The sequence below is a fragment of the Streptomyces sp. NPDC048349 genome (assembly GCF_040651925.1).
Lineage (GTDB): Bacteria > Actinomycetota > Actinomycetes > Streptomycetales > Streptomycetaceae > Streptomyces.
Genome location: NZ_JBEZLA010000028.1, coordinates 54,207 through 72,715 on the forward strand (window position 1 = coordinate 54,207; position 18,509 = coordinate 72,715).

Genomic DNA, 18,509 nt, shown 5'->3' on the forward strand with positions numbered 1-18,509 from the left:
GCGGGTAATGTACGCCCTCCCCGTATGTGTGGAACGCCGTAGATATATGCAAGTAGATATATGCAAGAAGTGGTGAAGGGGAGGCCATGGAGCGCGAAACCGGGCGGGTCGAGGCATTCAGTGATGGTGTATTTGCCATCATCATTACGATCCTCGTCCTGGAATTGAAGGTTCCGGAGGAAACGGGATCCGAGTTCTGGCACGGAGTCCGGGAACAGTGGCCGCATTACGCCGCCTACGTGGTGAGTTTCCTCATCATCGGCGTGATGTGGGTGAACCACCACACCATCTTCAGTCACCTCAAGCGGGTCGACCGTCCGCTGTTGTTCCTGAATCTGTTGGTGCTCATGGTGGTATCGGTGATTCCCTACACCACCAACGTCCTCGCGGAACACCTCATGGAAGAAGGCTCGGCCAATCAGGCCGCCGTCCTCTACAGCCTCGTCACCGTGGCCTACGCCTTGGCGTTCCTGGCCTTCTGGTGGTACGTCACCCGGGTCGGGCACCTCTTCCACGAGCAGGTCGACAAGGAAGGCGCCCGCGCGACGAGGGTGCGCTTCGGGCTCGGTGCCATCGCCTATCCGCTGACCGTCGTCCTGGCGTTCTTCTCCGCACCGCTCACCCTTGTCGCGCACTTCCTGATCGCGATCTACTATGCGGCGAACCAGATCCCCATCCCCCTCGTGGTAGAGGAAGAGCGGCTCGAATCTGCCAGCGACCTCAGGAAGTAGCCGCCGGGGCCTACGGCCGTTCTCCGCGGTCAAGTAGGGTATTGGATCTAGCTGCTGGTCGCGGGGGAGGCCCAGATGGCTCGCGTTGTCCTGCCGGAGGATTCCACGAAGGAAATCTCCGAATTGATCGATGTCCTGATCTCTCTTCTCTTCGAGTCCTTACCCCGGCGGGACCAGCGAAACTGGGCCCGCGTTTATCTCAACGGCCTCGTGCGGACCAAAGGGAAGAAAACAATCCGCAACATCGCCGGAACCGGAGCCAGTTCCGTAGAGCAGAGCCTTCAGCAGTTCATCAGCAAGTCCCCCTGGGACTGGACCCCGGTCCGCCGCTCCCTCGCGCAGCACCTCGAACGCACCGCGCAGCGCCCGCTGGCCTGGGTGCTCCAGCCCATGGTCATAGAGAAGGCCGGCGACCGCTCGGTCGGCGTCGGCCGGCAGTTCGTCCCGCAGCTCGGCCGCACCGCCAACTGCCAGCAGGCCAGCGGGATCTGGCTCGCCTCCAGCGAGGCCAGCTTCCCCGTCGAGTGGACCCTCACCCTCCCCGGGCCCTGGACCAGCGAACTCCTGCGCCGCCGCCGGGCCGGAATCCCCGACACGGCCCGCTCCCTCACCCCCGCCCAGGACGCCGTACACGCCGTCCAGCGGATGGCCGCCACCTGGCAACTCCAGCGCAGGCCCGTGGTGATGGAGGTCGCCAACAGCGACCTCCCGCAGAGCATCGAGTCCTTCGCCCTCCAGGACATCCCGTTCGTCTTCAAGGTCGACGGCTCGCTGCCCGTCTCCTTCGGCGGCGCGGGCCGCCACAAACCCGGCCCGCACACCGCGCCCGCCCGCGAGCTCATCGACTCCCTGCGCTCCCAGCGCCGCGTCGTCGAATGGACCCGCCACGGCCGGGCCGAGGGCGCCGTGACCCTGCTGACCGCGGCCTCGATCCTCGCCACCCCCGGCGAGGACCGGCCGGCGCCCGCGCCCACCACCCCGCTGCTGCTGGTCGGAGCCTGGACCGAAGCGGCCCTGCTGCCCTCCGAGTTCTGGATCACCAACATCGGCGACCGGCCCCTCGCCCAGCTGTTCCTGCTCGCCAAACTCACCGACCGCGTCTCCCTCGACTTCACCGAAACCTGCGAACCCGTGGGCATACGGGACTTCGAGGGCCGCTCCTTCCGCGGCTGGCACCACCACGCCACCCTGGCGAGCGTGGCCCACGCGGCCAAACTCCTGAGCGCGTCGCGGGACCGCGTACCCGACAGCTATCCCGGACCCGCCCGCACCGGCGCCACCCGCCCCGCCGCCGCGGCCCGGCCACCCGCCGTCCTGCCGCCGCGGCCGCTCATCCCCGGGCCGGCCCCCAGACGCGAGTACATCCGCTGATGCTCGACATTGCCGACGAGCTACGCGCGTGGTGTGCCGCGCACCGGGAATTCGCCCTGGCCACCGTCGTGGCCGTCAGCGGGAGCGCGCCGCGCGGACCGGGAGCCTCGCTCGCCGTCGACGACCGGGGCACCGCGCTCGGGTCCATCTCCGGTGGCTGCGTGGAATCGGCCGTGCACGAGCTCTGCCTCGGCGCCATCGCGTCGGGCGAAGGCGGCCTGCACCGCTTCGGCTACAGCGACGACGACGCCTTCGCCGTGGGCCTGACCTGCGGGGGAGTCCTCGACGTCCTGGTCACCCCGGTGCGCGGCGAGGACCCCGTCCGGCCGGTCCTCGGCTCGGTGCTCGACGCCGCGGCCGGCGGCACGCGCGCCGCGCTGGCCCGCGTGGTCAGCGGCCCGCCGCCGCAGCTCGGCCGGGCGCTCGCCGTCCACGCCGACGGATCGTACGAAGGCGGGCTCGGCGGCGGCGCGGCCCTGGACCGGGAGGCGGCCGAACGGGTACGGGCCCTGCTGCTGGCGGGCCGCACCGGCACTGCCGAGCTCGGCACGGCCGGCGGACTGTGCGGGGAGCCGCTGACCCTGCTCGTCGAATCGGCCGCCGAGCCGCCCCGGCTGATCGTCTACGGGGCCGTCGACTTCGCCGCGGCCCTCGCCCGGATGGGTGCCTTCCTCGGACACCGGGTCACCGTGTGCGACGCCCGGCCCGTCTTCGCGACCCCGGCGCGCTTCCCCGGCGCCGACGAGGTGATCGTCGACTGGCCGCACCGCCACCTGGCCGCCGAATGGGACGCGGGCCGCCTGGACGCCCGTACCGCCGTCTGCGTCCTCACCCACGACGCCAAATTCGACGTACCCCTGCTGTCGCTCGCGCTGCGGCTGCCGCTGACCTACGTCGGAGCCATGGGGTCGCGGCGCACCCACGCCGAACGGGTGGAGCGGCTGCGCGCGGAAGGGCTGCCGCCGGCGGCCCTGGACCGGCTGCGCTCCCCGATCGGCCTCGACCTGGGCGGCGCCACCCCCGAGGAGACGGCCCTGGCCATCGCCGCCGAGTTCACGGCGGTCCGGCACGGCGGATCGGCCCTCCCGCTGGTGGCCGGGCGACGGCCGATCCACCGCCGCAGGACCAAGGTCCCGTAGGAAACCACGAGAGGGCCCGGAATGTCCTGGACGATCGGCCCGGGCGGTGTAAACCCCGGCTCATGGGAGAATGAAGTACGTGCGTTTCCTCGGCTGCCCTGTCGAGGCCATAGAAGGATCCTTCGATCGACTGGGATGTTCAGCACGTGCGTTTCCTCAATGACCAGAAGCCGCCGTACGACCTGACGTACGACGATGTGTTCATGGTGCCCAGCCGCTCCGCGGTCGGTTCCCGCCAGGGCGTGGACCTGTCCTCCCCCGACGGCACCGGCACCACCATTCCGCTCGTCGTGGCGAACATGACCGCCATCGCGGGCCGCCGGATGGCCGAGACGGTCGCCCGCCGCGGCGGCATCGTCGTCATCCCGCAGGACATCCCGATCGAGGTCGTCACCGACGTCATCTCCTGGGTGAAGACCCGCCACCTCGTGCTCGACACCCCGATCACGCTGGCGCCCACCCAGACCGTGGCCGACGCGCTGTCCCTGCTGCCCAAGCGCGCCCACGGTGCGGGCGTCGTCGTCGACGGCGAGGGACGCCCGGTCGGCGTCGTCACCGACCACGACCTCACCGGCGTGGACCGCTTCACCCAGCTCTCCGAGGTCATGTCGAAGGAGCTGCTGCTCATCGACGCCGACATCGACCCCCGCGAGGCCTTCAACAAGCTCGACGCGGGCCACCGCAAGCTGGCCCCGGCCGTCGACAAGGACGGCAGGCTCGTCGGCATCCTCACCCGCAAGGGCGCGCTGCGCGCGACCCTGTACACCCCGGCGACCGACGCCAACGGCAAGCTGCGCATCGCCGCGGCCGTCGGCATCAACGGCGACTTCGTGCAGAAGGCCAAGCAGCTGCTCGACGCGGGCGTGGACACGCTCGTCATCGACACGGCGCACGGCCACCAGGAGTCGATGATCAACGCGATCAAGGCCGTCCGCGCGCTGGACCCGCAGGTCCCGATCGTGGCCGGCAACATCGTCGCCGCCGAGGGCGTCAAGGACCTCATCGACGCCGGCGCGGACATCATCAAGGTCGGTGTGGGCCCCGGCGCCATGTGCACCACCCGCATGATGACCGGCGTGGGCCGCCCGCAGTTCTCCGCGGTGCTGGAGTGCGCGGCCGAGGCCAAGAAGTACGGCAAGCACGTGTGGGCCGACGGCGGTGTCCGCCACCCGCGTGACGTGGCGATGGCGCTGGCCGCCGGTGCGTCGAACGTCATGATCGGCTCGTGGTTCGCCGGTACCTTCGAGTCCCCGGGCGACCTCCAGCAGTCCGCCGATGGGCGCTCCTACAAGGAGTCGTTCGGCATGGCGTCCGCGCGTGCGGTGCAGAACCGCACGTCGGAGGAGTCGGCCTACGACCGGGCCCGCAAGGGGCTGTTCGAGGAGGGCATCTCCACCTCGCGCATGTTCCTGGACCCGGCCCGGCCGGGCGTCGAGGACCTGATCGACTCGATCATCGCCGGTGTCCGCTCCTCCTGCACCTACGCCGGTGCGGGCTCCCTCGCGGAGTTCGAGGAGAAGGCCGTGGTCGGCGTCCAGTCCGCGGCCGGCTACGCGGAGGGCAAGCCGCTGCACGCCAGCTGGAGCTAGACCTCTTCCCCGCAGCCCCCGGCCACCACCTGGCCGGGGGCTGCGGCGCACCCCGGCCCGTCAGTGCCGGGGAGGATGCGGGTCGGCAGGTGAACTGTGCACGCCCGCACGGTACTTGGGGATCCGCACGGTGACCTTCAGGCCCGCCCCGACCCCCGTCTCGATCACCGGGCCGTACGCGTCCCCGTACACCTGCCGGATCCGCTCGTCGACGTTGGGCAGCCCCACGCCGGAGGAGGAGCCGGCGTGTTCCCCGGCCAGGATCCGGCGCAGCAGCGCCGGGTCCATCCCCACCCCGTTGTCCTCGACGGTGATCACCGCCTCGGCACCCGCGTCCCGGGCGGTGATGGTGATCCGGCACTCCTCGGGCGAGTCCTCCAGGCCGTGCTTCACCGCGTTCTCCACCAGCGGCTGGAGACACAGGAACGGCAGCGCCACCGGCAGCACCTCCGGCGCCACCTGCAAGGTCACCTTCAGCCGGTCCCCGAACCGGGCCCCGGCCAGCGCCAGGTACTGCTCGATGGAACGCAACTCATCGGCCAGCGTGGTGAATTCGCCGTGCCGCCGGAAGGAGTACCGGGTGAAGTCGGCGAACTCCAGCAGCAGGTCCCGGGCCCGCTCCGGATCCGTCCGGACGAACGAGGCGATCGCGGCCAGCGAGTTGAAGATGAAGTGCGGGGAAATCTGCGCCCGCAGCGCCTTGATCTCCGCCTCCATCAGCCGGGTCCGCGACCGGTCCAGCTCCGAGAGCTCCAGCTGTACGGAGACCCACCGCGCGACCTCCGTCGCGGCCCGCACCAGCACCGCGGACTCCCGCGACCCGTAGGCCACCAGCGCCCCCAGCATCCCGTCCTCGCCCGTGAGCGGGGCCACCACCGCCCACTTCAGCGGACAGTCGGGGCGCCGGCACCCGGTCCGCACGCTCTGGCTGCGCCCCGACTCCAGCATCACCGCCACCCGCTCCATCGCCCGCCGCTCGTGGTGATCGGCGCCCGGGCCGTCCCAGGCCAGCACCGACTCCCGGTCGGTCAGGCACAGCGCCTCCGTGCCGAGCAGGGACCGCAGCCGCCGGGCGGCCTTGCGGGCGGCGTCCTGCGTCAGTCCCGCCCGCAGCGGGGGAGCGGCGAGCGAAGCGGTGTGCAGGGTGTGGAAGGTGGCCCGCTCCACCGGCGTCCCCAGGTCCAGCCCGGCCGCCCGCTCCCCGCGCCGGGCCTGCCACCGGCCCCCCAGCCAGCCCGCGCCCACCAGCAGGGCCGCGCCCGTGACCGCCAGCAGCACCAGCCCCGCCCCGCTCACCGCGCACCCCCGGCCCGGTCCCCGGCCACCACGTCCTCCGGCAGGTGCAGCCGCGCCAGGGTGGCCGCCGTCCCGGCCGGGATCCGCGACCCGGTGCCCAGCGACACCAGCACCATCGTCAGGAACCCCAGCGGCACCGACCAGGCCGCGGGCCACGCCAGCAGGGTGTGCACCCAGCCCGCCGGGGCCAGCCCGCCCCTGGTCGCCAGCACCGCGCTGAGCGCCGCCCCGCCGCCCGTCACCAGCCCGGCCACCGCACCCGGCGGGGTCAGCCGGCGCCACCAGATGCCGAGCACCAGCAGCGGACAGAACGACGAGGCCGACACGGCGAAGGCCAGCCCCACCGCGTCCGCCACCGGCACGTCACGGGCCGCCACGCTGCCGGCCAGCGGCACCAGGGTCGCCAGCAGGACCGCGAAGCGGAAGCTGCGCACCCCGCGCGTCGGCAGCAGGTCCTGGTGCAGCACCCCCGCCACCGCCATGGTCAGCCCCGACGCCGTCGACAGGAACGCCGCGAAGGCACCCCCCGCGAGCAGCGCCCCCAGCAACTCCCCGAGCAGCCCGCCCAGCATCCGCTCCGGCAGTACCAGCACCGCCGCGTCGGCGTCGCCGGTCAGGGCCAGCTCGGGGGCGTAGATCCGGCCCAGCGCCCCGTACACCGGCGGCAGCAGGTAGAAGACCCCGACCAGGCCGAGCACCACCAGCGTGGTGCGCCGCGCGGCCCGCCCGTTGGGGCTGGTGTAGAAGCGCACCGCGACGTGCGGCAGGCCCATGGTGCCGAGGAAGGTGGCCAGGACCAGCCCGTACGTCGCGTACAGCCGGTGCTCCCAGCGGTCCCCGGACAGCGGCTGCGACCAGCTGGACACCCCGAGGCCCGCCTCCGCCCGGGTGTCGGGGACGGGTGTGTCCGGGGTGAACTCCAGCCGTGCGTGCGCCCGTACGGCGTGCTGCCCGGCCTCGAGGGTCAGCGGGACCCCGTCGTACGTCCGGCCGTCCACCTGCCCCGTCACCGTCAGCGTGAGCGGAGCCTCCACCGACAGGCGCACGTCCTCGGCCACCGTCACGGAGGTGTGCTCGCGGAAGACGGCCGGCGCGTCGAAGGCGGCCCGCGGCGCGCCGTCCCCGGCCCAGGCGGCGACCAGGAAGAAGGCGGGGACCAGCAGTGCGGTGAGCTTGAGCCAGTACTGGAAGGCCTGCACGAAGGTGATGCTGCGCATGCCGCCGGCGGCCACGGCCGCGCTCACCACGAAGGCGACCACCACCCCGCCCACCCAGTGCGGGGCCCCGGTCAGGATCTCCAGCGTCAGGCCCGCGCCCTGCAACTGCGGCAGCAGGTACAGCCATCCGACCCCGACCACGAACAGCACCGCGATCCGGCGCACCGCCTGGGACTCCAGCCGGGCCTCGGCGAAGTCCGGCAGCGTGTACGCGCCGGAGCGCCGCAGGGGGGCCGCCACCAGCACGAGCAGCACCAGGTATCCGGCGGTGTAGCCCACCGGGTACCAGAGCATCTCGGGCCCCTGGAGCAGCACCAGGCCGGCCACCCCGAGGAAGGACGCGGCGGAGAGGTACTCCCCGCCGATCGCGGCCGCGTTGAGGCGGGGTCCGACGGTGCGGGAGGCGACGTAGAAGTCGGAGGTGGTCCGGGATATGCGCAGGCCGAGCGCGCCGACGAGGACGGTGGCCAGGACGACGACGGCGACCGCGGTCAGCGCGTACGTCTGGTTCACCGGGGGTCCTTCGGCCGGGGGTGCGGTGACGGGAGTCTATGCACGCCCCCGCCCCCGCAACAGGCCCGATCCGGCCCCGCCGCCCAGCCTCCGGCACCGTTGCACGGAGCTCCTCCGCCCCGCCCGGCGTGTGAGGGCGGCGCGCAGCGCACGTACGAGGCTCCGGGGCGGAGCCCGCGGTTTCCGGAAGGGGCGGGGCGGGGCAACGCGCCGCGCAGCGGTTCAGGCGGCCGGGTCGCGGTGTTCCGCACAGTCGCGCAGGGCGATCTCCAGCTCCACGTACGACTCCTCCGCCCGCCGGAACGCCAGGGTCAGCGCGGCCTCCGCCCGCGGCGGCACCCGCCCCCGCACCCCCTCGCCCGCCTCGTACAGGACGTCGGCCCAGCGTGCGGCGGCACTCCGCAGCCGGGCGAGCAGCGCCTCCGCCTCCGCGGGCCCGGCCGGCGCGCTGCGCGGCAGGCCGGTCAGTGCGTCGAGCAGCGCCTGGATCTCGGACATCGCGCTCCTCCCGCGCCGGAAGATCCACGATACGCGGGGCGGCCGGCGCAGGGCGGGCCGTTCACCCGCCGGTGCGGCCGACGGCCCCGCCGGATCGCCGTACGCCACTCGCCGTGCGACGAACGGCAGCCCGCCGCCGCCGGACGGTCGCCCGACCGCCGGCCGCCCGGCGGTTGCCCCCCGCCCCGGGTCAGCCGGTCGCGTGCCGCATCAGCAGGTCCCGCAGCTCCCGCGCATGGCGACGGCTCACCTGGAGTTCCGCCGAGCCGACCCGGACGCTCGTCGTGCCCGCCTCCAGCCGGAGCTCGTCGATCCGGGCCAGGGCCACCAGGTGGCGACGGTGGATCCGCACGAACCCGCGCGCCGCCCACCGCTCCTCGAGCGTGGACAGCGCAATGCGGACCAGGTGGCTGCCCTCGTCGGTGTGCAGGCGGGCGTAGTCGCCCTGGGCCTCGACGTACGCGATGTCGGCGATGGCCACGAAACGGGTGACGCCGCCCAGCTCGACGGCTATCTGCTCCGCCGCGCGGTCGGCGACGGCGGCCGGGGCCGCCGGGCGGGGAAGCAGGGGCGCGCCGGACCCGGCGTGCGCGGCGGGCGCGGTGAGGGGGGCCGGCGCGCTCCCGGCGGCGGTCGGCGACACGTCCCCGGGCTGCCCCAGCTGCGCGCAGGCCCGCCGCACGGCCTCGGCCAGCCGCTGTGGGCGCACGGGCTTGAGGACGTAGTCCACGGCCTTGAGGTCGAAGGCCTGGACGGCGAACCCTTCGTGGGCGGTGACGAACACGATCAGCGGCGGCCGCGCGAAGCCTGCCAGCAGCCGGGCGATGTCGAGCCCGGTCAGCCCGGCCATGTGGATGTCGAGGAAGACCACGTCGATGCCGTCCGCGCCGTCCGGCCCGGCCTCCAGGGCCACGGTGATGCGGCGCAGTGCCTCGGTGGCGTCCGAGGCGCCCTCGGCGCTGCGGATCCGGGGATCGGAGCGCAGCAGGTAGAGGAGCTCCTCCAGGAGCGGCTTCTCGTCGTCGACGGCCAGTACGCGCAGCATGCGGGGAGTTTAGGAGGTGTCCCGCCCGGGCGGAACGGCGCGCGGCCCCGCCCCGGGGGTGGAGGGCAGGGCCGCGCGATCGGGAGGTGGGGGGCGGGAGGCGGGGGCTACTGGACGGTGATGAGCTTGCCGTCGGGGGCGACCGCGTACCAGGTGCCGCCCACCCCCTGGCCGTTGGTGTCACCCGGCTTCTTGTCACCGGTGAAGGTGTAGACCGGCCAGCAGTCGACGGTCTGCTGCTTCGTGCCGTCGGGGCGGTCCAGCACGAGGTAGTTCCGCTCGGTGACGCCCTTGGCGGCGGCCTTGTCCACGGGGGGCACGACCGGCCATTTGGCCAGGCAGTCGCCGACGCACTTGGAGACCATCGGCCACGCCGTGTCCGGCTTGAACCGGTAGACGGTCATGCCCTTGCCGTCGACGATGTGGTCACCCAGCTTGGGGTCCTTCGCCACGGAGAGCGCCGCACCCGCCTCGGCCGCACCGCCTGCGCCCGCACCGCCTGCGCCCGCACCGGCCGCCGCCGGAGCCGCCTTCGCCGCCTTCTTGCCGTCGGGGGCGAACGCGAACCACACCCCGCCGACGCCTTGGCCGTTGAAGTCGCCGGCCTTGGCGTCCTTGGTGAAGCGGTACGCGGGCCAGCCCGCCACCGTCAGCTGCTTCGTGCCGTCGCTGCGCACCACCTCGCCGAGCAGCGCCGGGTCCATGCCCGCGGCGGCGGTGGCGTCGCCGGCGGCGACCACCGGCCAGGTCTTCGCGCAGTCCCCGTCGCAGTTCGACTTCGACGGCTCGGCGGTGTCCTTGTCGAAGCGGTACAGGGTGAGGCCTGCGCTGTCGGTGAGGACGGAGCCGAGCTGCTCGGCGGTGGCGATCGCCAGCCGGCCGCCGGGCTTGGCGCCCGAGCCGTCCGCGGCGGGCTGGGAGGAGGCGGGGGCGGCGGCCCCGGCCGGCTTGGCCGTGTCGGCGGCCTTGTCTTCCGACGGGCCGCAGGCGGTCGCCGCCAGGACGACGGCGATGGTGGCCGCGACGAGGGTGGTTCCGCGCTTGATGCCCATGGTGATCTCTCCCACGTGTCGTGTCTGTTCCGCGCCGTCGCCCCAGCGGCGGCAACCGTGCACAGGACACGCCCTCGGGGGTCCGGTCCGTTCACGGCGGACGCTGTGGGCTGTTTCACTCAGGCCGCGTCGAACCCGGCCCGCCGCAGGGCCGTGGCCACAGCGAGGCCGAGCACCTGGTGTCCCGCGTCGTTGGGGTGCAGCCCGTCCTCCAGGTGCTCGGGTCCGAGCAGGTCGCGGCCCGGGAGCACGGCGAGCCGGTCGTCCCCGGCGGCGATCCGGTCCCGGGTGGCGCGCTCCATCGCGTCGCGCAGGGCGCCGAGGGTGGCGCCGAGCCGGTTCGGGGTGCGTTCGGCGTCGGGCCGCAGAAGGGGGGAGACCAGCAGGAGCGGGGTGCGCGGATGCCCCTGGCGGACCAGTTCGAGGAAGCTGCGCGTGGTCTCGTACAGCAGGGGCGCGGAGAAGGGCACCCGGGACCAGCAGTTGGTGCCGAAGGCGAGGGTGAGCACGTCGGCGGGCAGCCCGGCGAGCTGTTCGGCGGTGGCCAGCTCGCCGCGGGCGGCGCCCGCGTAGCCGAGGTTGACCGTGTCCCAGCCCAGGGCCCGGCCTGCCACCGCGGGCCAGCCGTGGGCGGGCCGGGTGGACCACCAGCCCTCGGTGATGGAGTCCCCGTGCACCACCCAGCGCGGGGCGGCCGGCGCCGGGGAGAGGGGGCCGCCGATCCCGCGCAGCCCGAGGACCAGCGGGGACTGGGCCTCGGGCGGGTGGACGGTGAACGGCCCCGGGCCGCCGCCCAGTTCGATGCGCACGACGGCCTCCGCGGCCGGTTCGGTGAACACCTCGCGGACCACCCCGTGCCGGTCCCACAGCGCGAAGCCGTGTGCGAGGTCGCGCAGCGCGTCGGTGGGGCCGGGCACGGTGGCCCGGTAGCGGATCTCCACCGCCCACGCGTCCGCGGTGGTGAATTCGAGGCGCACCCCGATGGGCAGGGTGGCCCGTTCGCCGGTGTCCCAGGGCAGCCGCATGGTGTCGGCCGGGTCCGCCCGCACCGGCCGCCCCTTCTCCAGCCAGGCGATTCCGCGCAGGAACGGCCGGGGGTCCTGCCACAGATCCAGGTCCATGGCGGCACGCTGCGGGAGATCTGATGAGCTGTCAAGGATGCCGGTCGAGGTGCGCCGTGCAGCGATCGATCATCCTTGCGCAACAAAGGACCATCCAGGACAGATCCGCGCAACGATCGTGCGGCAATGTGCAAGGATGGTGCATTACGGGCGGTATCACTCAGCTCGTAGGCTCACTCGCTGTACGTGGAGTGGCGCGGACCGCCTGCTCGGCGGTCCTCCCATGCCCAGGCAGGCTCCTGCTCGCCTGCTCCTGCTCCGGATCGCTGCGGTCGACGCCTTATCCCCACCCGCAGCAAGAAGGAGTCCCCCCGTGCTCGACCACGGCCAGGCGCCACCCGCCACGACCGAGCCCCGCAGGCCCGCCCACCCGCTGCTCCGCCGCAAGCCGGTCGAGCGGCTGGTCGCCGAGGGCGGCCAGGGCGAGGGCGGCTCGCTGCGCCGCTCGCTCACCATGTGGCAGCTGACGATGATCAGCATCGGCGCCACCCTGGGCACCGGCATCTTCGTGGTCCTGGGCGAGGCCGCACCCAAGGCCGGTCCGGCCGTGACGATCTCGTTCGTCATCGCGGGCCTGACCGCGCTGTTCTCCGCCCTGTCCTACGCCGAGCTCGCCGGATCCGTCCCCGTCTCCGGCTCCTCGTACTCGTACACCTACGCCACCATGGGCGAGCTCATCGCCTGGATCTGCGGCTGGTGCCTGGTCCTGGAGTACGCCGTGTCGGTCGCGGCCGTGGCCGTCGGCTGGGGCCAGTACCTCAACGAGCTCCTCGACGGGACCCTCGGCTTCACCATCCCCGAAGGCCTCTCGGCCCCGCTGGGCGAGGGCGGCTGGATCAACCTGCCCTCACTGGTCGTCGTCCTGCTGGCGATGGTCTTCCTGATGCGCGGTGCCAAGGAGAGCGCCCGGATCAACACGATCATGGTCGCGGTGAAGATCGTCACGCTGCTGCTCTTCATCGGCATCGGCGTCATGGGCATCAAGGCCGGCAACTACGCCCCGCTCGCCCCGCTCGGCGTGACCGGCATCAGCGCCGCCGCCTCCACGCTGTTCTTCTCGTACATCGGCTTCGACGCCGCCTCCACCGCCGGTGAGGAAGCCAAGAACCCGAAGAAGGACCTGCCGCGCGCGATCATGCTCTCGCTGGGCATCGTCACCGTCCTGTACTGCCTCGTCGCGCTCGTCGCCGTCGGCGCCATGCCGTGGCAGGACTTCGAGGGCACCGAGGCCGCACTCGCCCAGATCATGACCGACGTCACCGGCCACAGCTTCTGGGGCGTCGTCCTCGCGGCCGGCGCGGTCGTCGCCATCGCCTCCGTCGTCTTCGCCGTCCTGTACGGACAGACCCGCATCCTCTTCGCGATGTCCCGCGACGGCCTCGTCCCCAAGGCCTTCGCCAAGGTCGACGAGAAGACCGGCGTCCCGCGCGTCAACGTGCTGATCGTCTCGCTCTTCTGCGGCGCCCTCGCCGCCTTCATCCCGCTGGGCGAGCTGGCCAACGCGACCAGCATCGGCACGCTCTTCGCGTTCGCCCTGGTCAATGTCGCCGTCGTGATCCTGCGCCGCACCAAGCCCGACATGCCGCGCACCTTCAAGGTGGCGCTCTTCCCGGTCACGCCGATCCTCGGCTTCCTCGCCTGCGGCTACATGATGTACAGCCTGCCGGTCGCCACGTGGGTCGCGTTCGGTGTCTGGATGGCCGTCGGCCTCGTGGTCTACTTCCTGTACGGCATCCGCCGCTCCAGCCTGGCCACAGCAGAAAAGTGATCCACCCGCAGTGCGACTGAACGATCTCGACGAACGCATCGTGCACGCCCTCGCCGAAGACGCCCGCCGCTCCTACGCGGACATCGGCTCCGAGGTCGGGCTCTCCGCGCCCGCCGTGAAGCGGCGCGTGGACCGGCTGCGGTCCGAAGGTGCCATCACCGGCTTCACGGTCCGCGTGGACCCCGCCGCGATGGGCTGGGAGACCGAGGGCTTCATCGAGATCTACTGCCGCCACAACACCTCGCCGGACGACATCCGGCGGGGGCTGGAGCGGTACCCCGAGGTGGTGTCCGCGTCGACCGTCACCGGCGACGCGGACGCCCTCGTCCAGGTCTTCGCCTCCGACATGCGCCACTTCGAGCGGGTCCTGGAGCGCATCGCGGGCGAGCCCTTCGTGGAGCGCACCAAGTCGGTCCTGGTGCTGTCCCCGCTGCTGCGCCGCTTCACCTCCGGTGCGCCCGCATAGGGCCCGCGCCTTCGAGTTCCCGGCCGCGCAGCGAGCGGCGCTCCTCCTCCGTCAGGCCGCCCCAGACGCCGAAGGGCTCACGGGTGCGCAGCGCGTGCTCCAGGCAGGCCGCACGCACCGGGCACACCGCGCAGACCCGCTTGGCGGCCGCGTCCCGCTCCTCTCGGTCCTCGCCGCGCTCACCGGCCGGGTGGTAGAACCGGCCGGAGCCCAGGTCCCGGCAGGCGGCCCTGGTTTGCCACTCCCAGAAGCGGTGGGCGGCCCCGGGCAGGCGGGTGACGTCCGTCATGGCAGTTCCTTTCCGTGGGTTGTCCCGCGTCTGACCGCTGGACGTCCACCGAAACCCGCCCTTCCCAACCGTCCCCGGATCAAGCCTCCTTGGCGGGCGTGCGGAGCCCCAGGAAGTCCGGCCGGCGCCGCAGCTCGAAGCCCATCGACGCGTAGAGCCGCAGCGCCCCGGTGTTCTCGGCCGCCGCGTGCAGGAAGGGACTGTCCCCGCGCTCCCGGACCGCGGCGGCGACCGCCCGTATCAGCAGGCCGGCCAGGCCCCGGCCGCGGTGGTCCGGGTGCGTGCACACCGCGCTGATCTCCGACCAGCCGGCCGGCCGCATCCGCTCCCCGGCCATCGCGACGAGCCGGCCCCCGTGCCGGATCCCGAGGTACGTACCCAGCTCGACCGTCCGGTCGAGGAACGGCCCGGGCTTGGTCAGGCCCACCAGCTCCAGCATCTCCGGCACGTCGGCGGGCCCCAGCGGCACCGCCTCCGGCGCGCCCTCGGCCCGTACCGCCCGGCCGTCGAGCTGCACGCCCGGGACCGTCGCCACCGTCTCCCACCCCGGCGGCGGGGTCAGCAGCCCCGTCACCCAGACGCCCTCACCGGGCCCGGCCAGCGCCGCCAGATCCGCCCACGCCCGGGGGTCCGCCGGGTCGGCGAGGGCGGCGAAGGGGCTCGCGTCCCCGGCGTAGCGGGCGGCCAGGCCCGCCGGCCCGTGCTCGGCGAAGCCGCGGTGCGGCCCGGTCAGCGCGGACCAGACCGGGTTGTCGAGTACCTCGGGGGACATCGGTGCGCGCTCCTTCGCCGGATGATCGGTCACAGGAAGCCTAGTGCTGTGGCCGCCAGACCGTGCCGGGGAGCGATGATCTTCGTTTCCCCGCCGCTCACCAGGCCTTCCGCCCCCCGCGCAACGAATCTCCGCTGCGGTGGTCGAACGCGCAACGAATCGATGCGCGGAGCGCAACGGTCACGTCTTGTCCCGGTCGAACGCCCGAACGTACCGTTTTACGACCCCACCCCTCCTGCCACAGAGGTAGTCCATGCCCCCGCTGCGCACCGCCCTCCTCCAGAGCTCCGGACGGCTCGGCGACACCGCCGAGAACCTCAAGGAGCTCGACGAGGCCGCGGCGCGCGCCGCACAGGGCGGGGCCGGGCTCCTCGTGACCTCGGAGATGTTCCTCACCGGCTACGCGCTGGAGATCGAGGACATCGCCGCCCTCGCCGAGCCGGCCGACGGCCCGTCCGCCGCCGCCCTCGGCGAGATCGCCCGCCGCCACGGCATCGCCGTCCTGTACGGCTACCCCGAGCGCGCCGGCGACGCCGTGTTCAACGCGGCGCAGCTCATCGGTCCCGACGGGGTCCGGCTCGCGAACTACCGCAAGACGCACCTGTTCGGCTGCTTCGAGCAGGACGCCTTCACCCCCGGCGACACCCCCGTCGTCCAGGCGGACCTCGGCGGCCTCCGGATCGGCATCATGATCTGCTACGACGTGGAGTTCCCCGAGAACGTCCGCGCCCAAGCGCTGGCCGGCACCGACCTCCTCCTGGTGCCGACCGCCCAGATGCACCCGTTCCAGTTCGTCGCCGAACAGCTCGTCCCGGTACGGGCCTTCGAGAACCAGATGTACATCGCGTACGTCAACCGCACCGGCCCGGAAGGCGCCTTCGAGTTCGTCGGACTCAGCTGCCTGGCGAGCCCCGACGGGGTCACCCGCACCCGGGCCGGACGCGGCGAGGAGCTGGTGTTCGGCGAGGCCGACCCCGAGCTGCTGAGCGCTTCGCGCACGAACAACCCGTACCTGCGCGACCGCCGCCCCGGGCTCTACGCCTCCCTCGTCTGACCTCCCCGCTCCTCCGCTTCCCCCAGCCCTGCCGCAAGGAGACGTACCCCCATGACGTCCACGGTGCCCACCACCGCCGTCCCGCACAGCGACGGACAGCCGCCGATCACCATGTTCGGCCCGGACTTCCCGTACGCGTACGACGACTTCCTCGCCCACCCGGCCGGCCTCGGGCAGATACCCGCGACCGAGTTCGGCACCGAGGTCGCCGTCATCGGCGGCGGTCTGTCCGGCATCATCTCGGCCTACGAGCTCATGAAGATGGGCCTGAAGCCCGTCGTCTACGAGGCCGACCAGATCGGCGGCCGGCTGCGCACCGTGGGCTTCGAGGGCGCGGGCACCGAGGAGCTGACCGCGGAGATGGGCGCGATGCGCTTCCCGCCGTCCTCCACGGCCCTCCAGCACTACATCGACCTCGTCGGCCTGGTCACCGAGCCCTTCCCGAACCCGCTCGCCGAGGCCACCCCCTCGACGGTCGTCGACCTCAAGGGCGAGACCCACTACGCCGAGACCATCGCCGACCTCCCGCAGGTCTACCGCGACGTCGCCGACGCGTGGAACGCCTGCCTGGACGAGGGCGCCGACTTCTCCGACATGAACACCGCGATGCGCGAGCGGGACGTCCCGCGGATCCGGGAGATCTGGGCGAAGCTCGTCGAGAAGCTCGACGACGAGACCTTCTACGGCTTCCTCTGCAAGTCCGAGGCCTTCCAGTCCTTCCGCAAGCGCGAGATCTTCGGCCAGGTCGGCTTCGGCACGGGCGGCTGGGACACCGACTTCCCGAACTCCATCCTGGAGATCCTGCGCGTCGTCTACACCGAGGCCGACGACCACCACCGCGGCATCGTGGGCGGCTCCCAGCAGCTCCCGCTGCGCCTGTGGGAGCGCGAGCCCCAGAAGATCGTCCACTGGGCCCCCGGCACCTCGCTGTCCTCCCTGCACGAGGGCACCCCGCGCCCGGCCGTGACCCGTCTGCACCGCACGGCGGGCAACCGCATCACGGTGACCGACGCGTCCGGGGACATCCGCACGTACCGCGCCGCGATCTTCACCGCCCAGTCCTGGATGCTCCTGTCCAAGATCGAGTGTGACGACACGCTGTTCCCGATCGACCACTGGACGGCGATCGAGCGCACCCACTACATGGAGTCCAGCAAGCTCTTCATCCCCGTCGACCGGCCGTTCTGGCTCGACAAGGACGAGGAAACGGGTCGTGACGTCATGTCGATGACCCTCACGGACCGCATGACCCGCGGCACGTACCTGCTGGACAACGGCCCGGACAAGCCCGCCGTCATCTGCCTCTCGTACACGTGGTGCGACGACAGCCTCAAGTGGCTGCCGCTGTCCGCGAACGAGCGGATGGAGGTCATGCTGAAGTCCCTCGGCGAGATCTACCCGAAGGTCGACATCCGCCGCCACATCATCGGCAACCCGGTGACCGTGTCGTGGGAGAACGAGCCCTACTTCATGGGCGCGTTCAAGGCCAACCTCCCGGGCCACTACCGCTACCAGCGGCGCCTGTTCACCCACTTCATGCAGGACCGCCTCCCCGAGGACAAGCGCGGCATCTTCCTCGCGGGCGACGACATCTCGTGGACGGCCGGCTGGGCCGAGGGCGCCGTCCAGACCGCCCTGAACGCGGTCTGGGGCGTCATGCACCACCTCGGCGGCTCCACGGACGCCACCAACCCCGGCCCGGGCGACGTGTACGACGACATCGCGCCGGTCGAACTCCCGGAGGACTGACCCCCTCCGGCCCCCCGGCCACGGGCCGCCCCCGCGCGAGGAGCGCGGCGGCGGCCCGTTCTCATGCCCGTACGGGTGCGCCCCGTACGGGAGTGCCCCGTACCGGCGTGTCCCGTACGGGTGCGCAGGCCACCGGGGTCAGCAGGCAGCGGCCGACCAGGCCGACGCCCGCGTCGAGGGACTCGCGGAACTCCTCGGCGAGTTCGGGGGAGCGGCGCAGGGTCCACAGCAGACGGGCCGAAGCCCAGGCGCCCGCGCGGGCGCGCTCCAGGCTCCACGAGCCGAGCAGATGGGTCAGCGGGTCGGCGATCTCCAGGAGGTCCGGGCCCGGCATCAGGTCCTCACGGATGTGCTCCTCGAGGGCGACCAGGGTGTCGCCGACCCGGTCGAAGTCGGCCTCGAGGGCGCCCGGTTCGCAGTCCAGGGCGCGGCACGTGGACACCACGGCCACCGCCAGGTCGTGGCCGATGTGGGCGTTGATCCCGGCCAGCGCGTGCTGGAGCGGGCGGACCCCGGGGTGGCGGCGGTACTGGAACAGCGGGCGCCAGCAGGCCGGGGCCCGGTCCGCGTCCACCGCAGCCAGGTAGCGCTCCGCGAACCGCACGCTGAGGGCCTGGGCCCGCCGCGGCGCCGGGAACCCGCCGTGTTCGATCCGCCGGTGCAGGGCCTCCGTCACCGTCAGGTAGACCCGGTTGAAGACGGCGACACCGTCCTGCGGCGGGAGCCGCTCGTCCAGGGCGCGCATCCGCGCCAGCACCGCTTCCATGGGAGGCAGAGTCTCAGGCACCGGCGCGGATGCGGGGAACTTGGCCGTACGCTTCCCCGGTTCGGGCGAAACC

General features: G+C 72.7%; 17 protein-coding genes. 8 read left to right on the plus strand and 9 right to left on the minus strand.

Translation table 11 applies throughout. The features are described from left to right. Nucleotides 1-86: 86 nt before the first annotated feature. The 4 genes from AB0D44_RS17405 to AB0D44_RS17420 all read left to right on the plus strand — a co-directional run bounded on the left by AB0D44_RS17405 (nt 87) and on the right by AB0D44_RS17420 (nt 4,830). A complete protein-coding gene (locus AB0D44_RS17405; protein ID WP_362591133.1) occupies nt 87-731 on the plus strand; it encodes a TMEM175 family protein in 645 nt (214 codons plus the stop codon). Nucleotides 732-806: 75 nt separating this feature from the next. Then, entirely contained in the window at nt 807-2,102 is a 1,296-nt protein-coding gene (locus AB0D44_RS17410) for a transposase (protein WP_362591136.1), read from the plus strand. After that, entirely contained in the window at nt 2,102-3,241 is a 1,140-nt protein-coding gene (locus AB0D44_RS17415; protein ID WP_362591139.1) for an XdhC family protein, read from the plus strand. Before AB0D44_RS17410 ends, AB0D44_RS17415 begins: the two co-directional genes overlap by 1 nt. A 146-nt stretch (nt 3,242-3,387) precedes the next feature. Continuing rightward, complete coding sequence (locus AB0D44_RS17420) at nt 3,388-4,830, plus strand: GuaB1 family IMP dehydrogenase-related protein (protein WP_362591142.1); 1,443 nt, start codon at nt 3,388-3,390, stop codon at nt 4,828-4,830. A gap of 60 nt (nt 4,831-4,890) precedes the next feature. On the opposite strand, the gene AB0D44_RS17425 is transcribed toward AB0D44_RS17420, so the two are convergent. The 6 genes from AB0D44_RS17425 to AB0D44_RS17450 form a co-directional block, all read right to left on the minus strand. Next, a complete protein-coding gene (locus AB0D44_RS17425; RefSeq protein ID WP_362591145.1) occupies nt 4,891-6,126 on the minus strand; it encodes a histidine kinase in 1,236 nt (411 codons plus the stop codon). Then, complete coding sequence (locus AB0D44_RS17430; RefSeq protein ID WP_362591148.1) at nt 6,123-7,856, minus strand: cation acetate symporter; 1,734 nt, start codon at nt 7,854-7,856, stop codon at nt 6,123-6,125. The genes AB0D44_RS17425 and AB0D44_RS17430 overlap by 4 nt, the downstream gene beginning before the upstream one ends. Nucleotides 7,857-8,078: 222 nt before the next feature. Then, on the minus strand, nt 8,079-8,354 hold the full coding sequence (locus AB0D44_RS17435) for a hypothetical protein (RefSeq protein WP_362591151.1): 276 nt from the start codon (nt 8,352-8,354) through the stop codon (nt 8,079-8,081). A 190-nt stretch (nt 8,355-8,544) separates the two neighbouring features. Then, nucleotides 8,545-9,399 (minus strand): LytTR family DNA-binding domain-containing protein, encoded by an 855-nt coding sequence (locus AB0D44_RS17440; protein WP_362591154.1) that lies wholly within the window; start codon nt 9,397-9,399, stop codon nt 8,545-8,547. Between the two features lie 107 nt (nt 9,400-9,506). Then, on the minus strand, nt 9,507-10,466 hold the full coding sequence (locus tag AB0D44_RS17445; protein WP_362591157.1) for an SCO0930 family lipoprotein: 960 nt from the start codon (nt 10,464-10,466) through the stop codon (nt 9,507-9,509). A gap of 104 nt (nt 10,467-10,570) precedes the next feature. Beyond that, nucleotides 10,571-11,572 (minus strand): GDSL-type esterase/lipase family protein, encoded by a 1,002-nt coding sequence (locus tag AB0D44_RS17450; RefSeq protein WP_362591160.1) that lies wholly within the window; start codon nt 11,570-11,572, stop codon nt 10,571-10,573. 313 nt (nt 11,573-11,885) lie between these two features. Between AB0D44_RS17450 and AB0D44_RS17455 the strand changes: the two genes are divergently transcribed. Both AB0D44_RS17455 and AB0D44_RS17460 read left to right on the plus strand, forming a co-directional pair. Then, nucleotides 11,886-13,340 carry an amino acid permease gene (locus AB0D44_RS17455; protein ID WP_362591163.1) on the plus strand — a complete coding sequence of 485 codons (1,455 nt, stop codon included), beginning with the start codon at nt 11,886-11,888 and terminating at the stop codon, nt 13,338-13,340. 10 nt (nt 13,341-13,350) lie between these two features. Further along, complete coding sequence (locus tag AB0D44_RS17460; protein ID WP_179177713.1) at nt 13,351-13,806, plus strand: Lrp/AsnC family transcriptional regulator; 456 nt, start codon at nt 13,351-13,353, stop codon at nt 13,804-13,806. Here the strand turns inward: AB0D44_RS17460 and AB0D44_RS17465 are convergent. Together AB0D44_RS17465 and AB0D44_RS17470 are read right to left on the minus strand one after the other, a co-directional pair. Further along, a complete protein-coding gene (locus AB0D44_RS17465; protein ID WP_362591166.1) occupies nt 13,784-14,095 on the minus strand; it encodes a WhiB family transcriptional regulator in 312 nt (103 codons plus the stop codon). The genes AB0D44_RS17460 and AB0D44_RS17465 overlap by 23 nt on opposite strands. 79 nt (nt 14,096-14,174) lie before the next feature. Continuing rightward, nucleotides 14,175-14,867, minus strand: a complete 693-nt coding sequence (locus AB0D44_RS17470) for a GNAT family N-acetyltransferase (protein WP_362591169.1) — start codon at nt 14,865-14,867, stop codon at nt 14,175-14,177. A 253-nt stretch (nt 14,868-15,120) separates the two neighbouring features. Between AB0D44_RS17470 and AB0D44_RS17475 the strand changes: the two genes are divergently transcribed. Further along, nucleotides 15,121-15,921 (plus strand): carbon-nitrogen hydrolase family protein, encoded by an 801-nt coding sequence (locus AB0D44_RS17475; protein ID WP_362591172.1) that lies wholly within the window; start codon nt 15,121-15,123, stop codon nt 15,919-15,921. A 51-nt stretch (nt 15,922-15,972) separates the two neighbouring features. Then, on the plus strand, nt 15,973-17,670 hold the full coding sequence (locus AB0D44_RS17480) for an NAD(P)/FAD-dependent oxidoreductase (protein ID WP_362591175.1): 1,698 nt from the start codon (nt 15,973-15,975) through the stop codon (nt 17,668-17,670). Between the two features lie 61 nt (nt 17,671-17,731). Here AB0D44_RS17480 and AB0D44_RS17485 read toward each other — a convergent pair whose 3' ends face one another. Beyond that, nucleotides 17,732-18,436, minus strand: a complete 705-nt coding sequence (locus AB0D44_RS17485) for a DUF5995 family protein (RefSeq protein ID WP_362591178.1) — start codon at nt 18,434-18,436, stop codon at nt 17,732-17,734. Between the last annotated feature and the right edge of the window lie 73 nt (nt 18,437-18,509).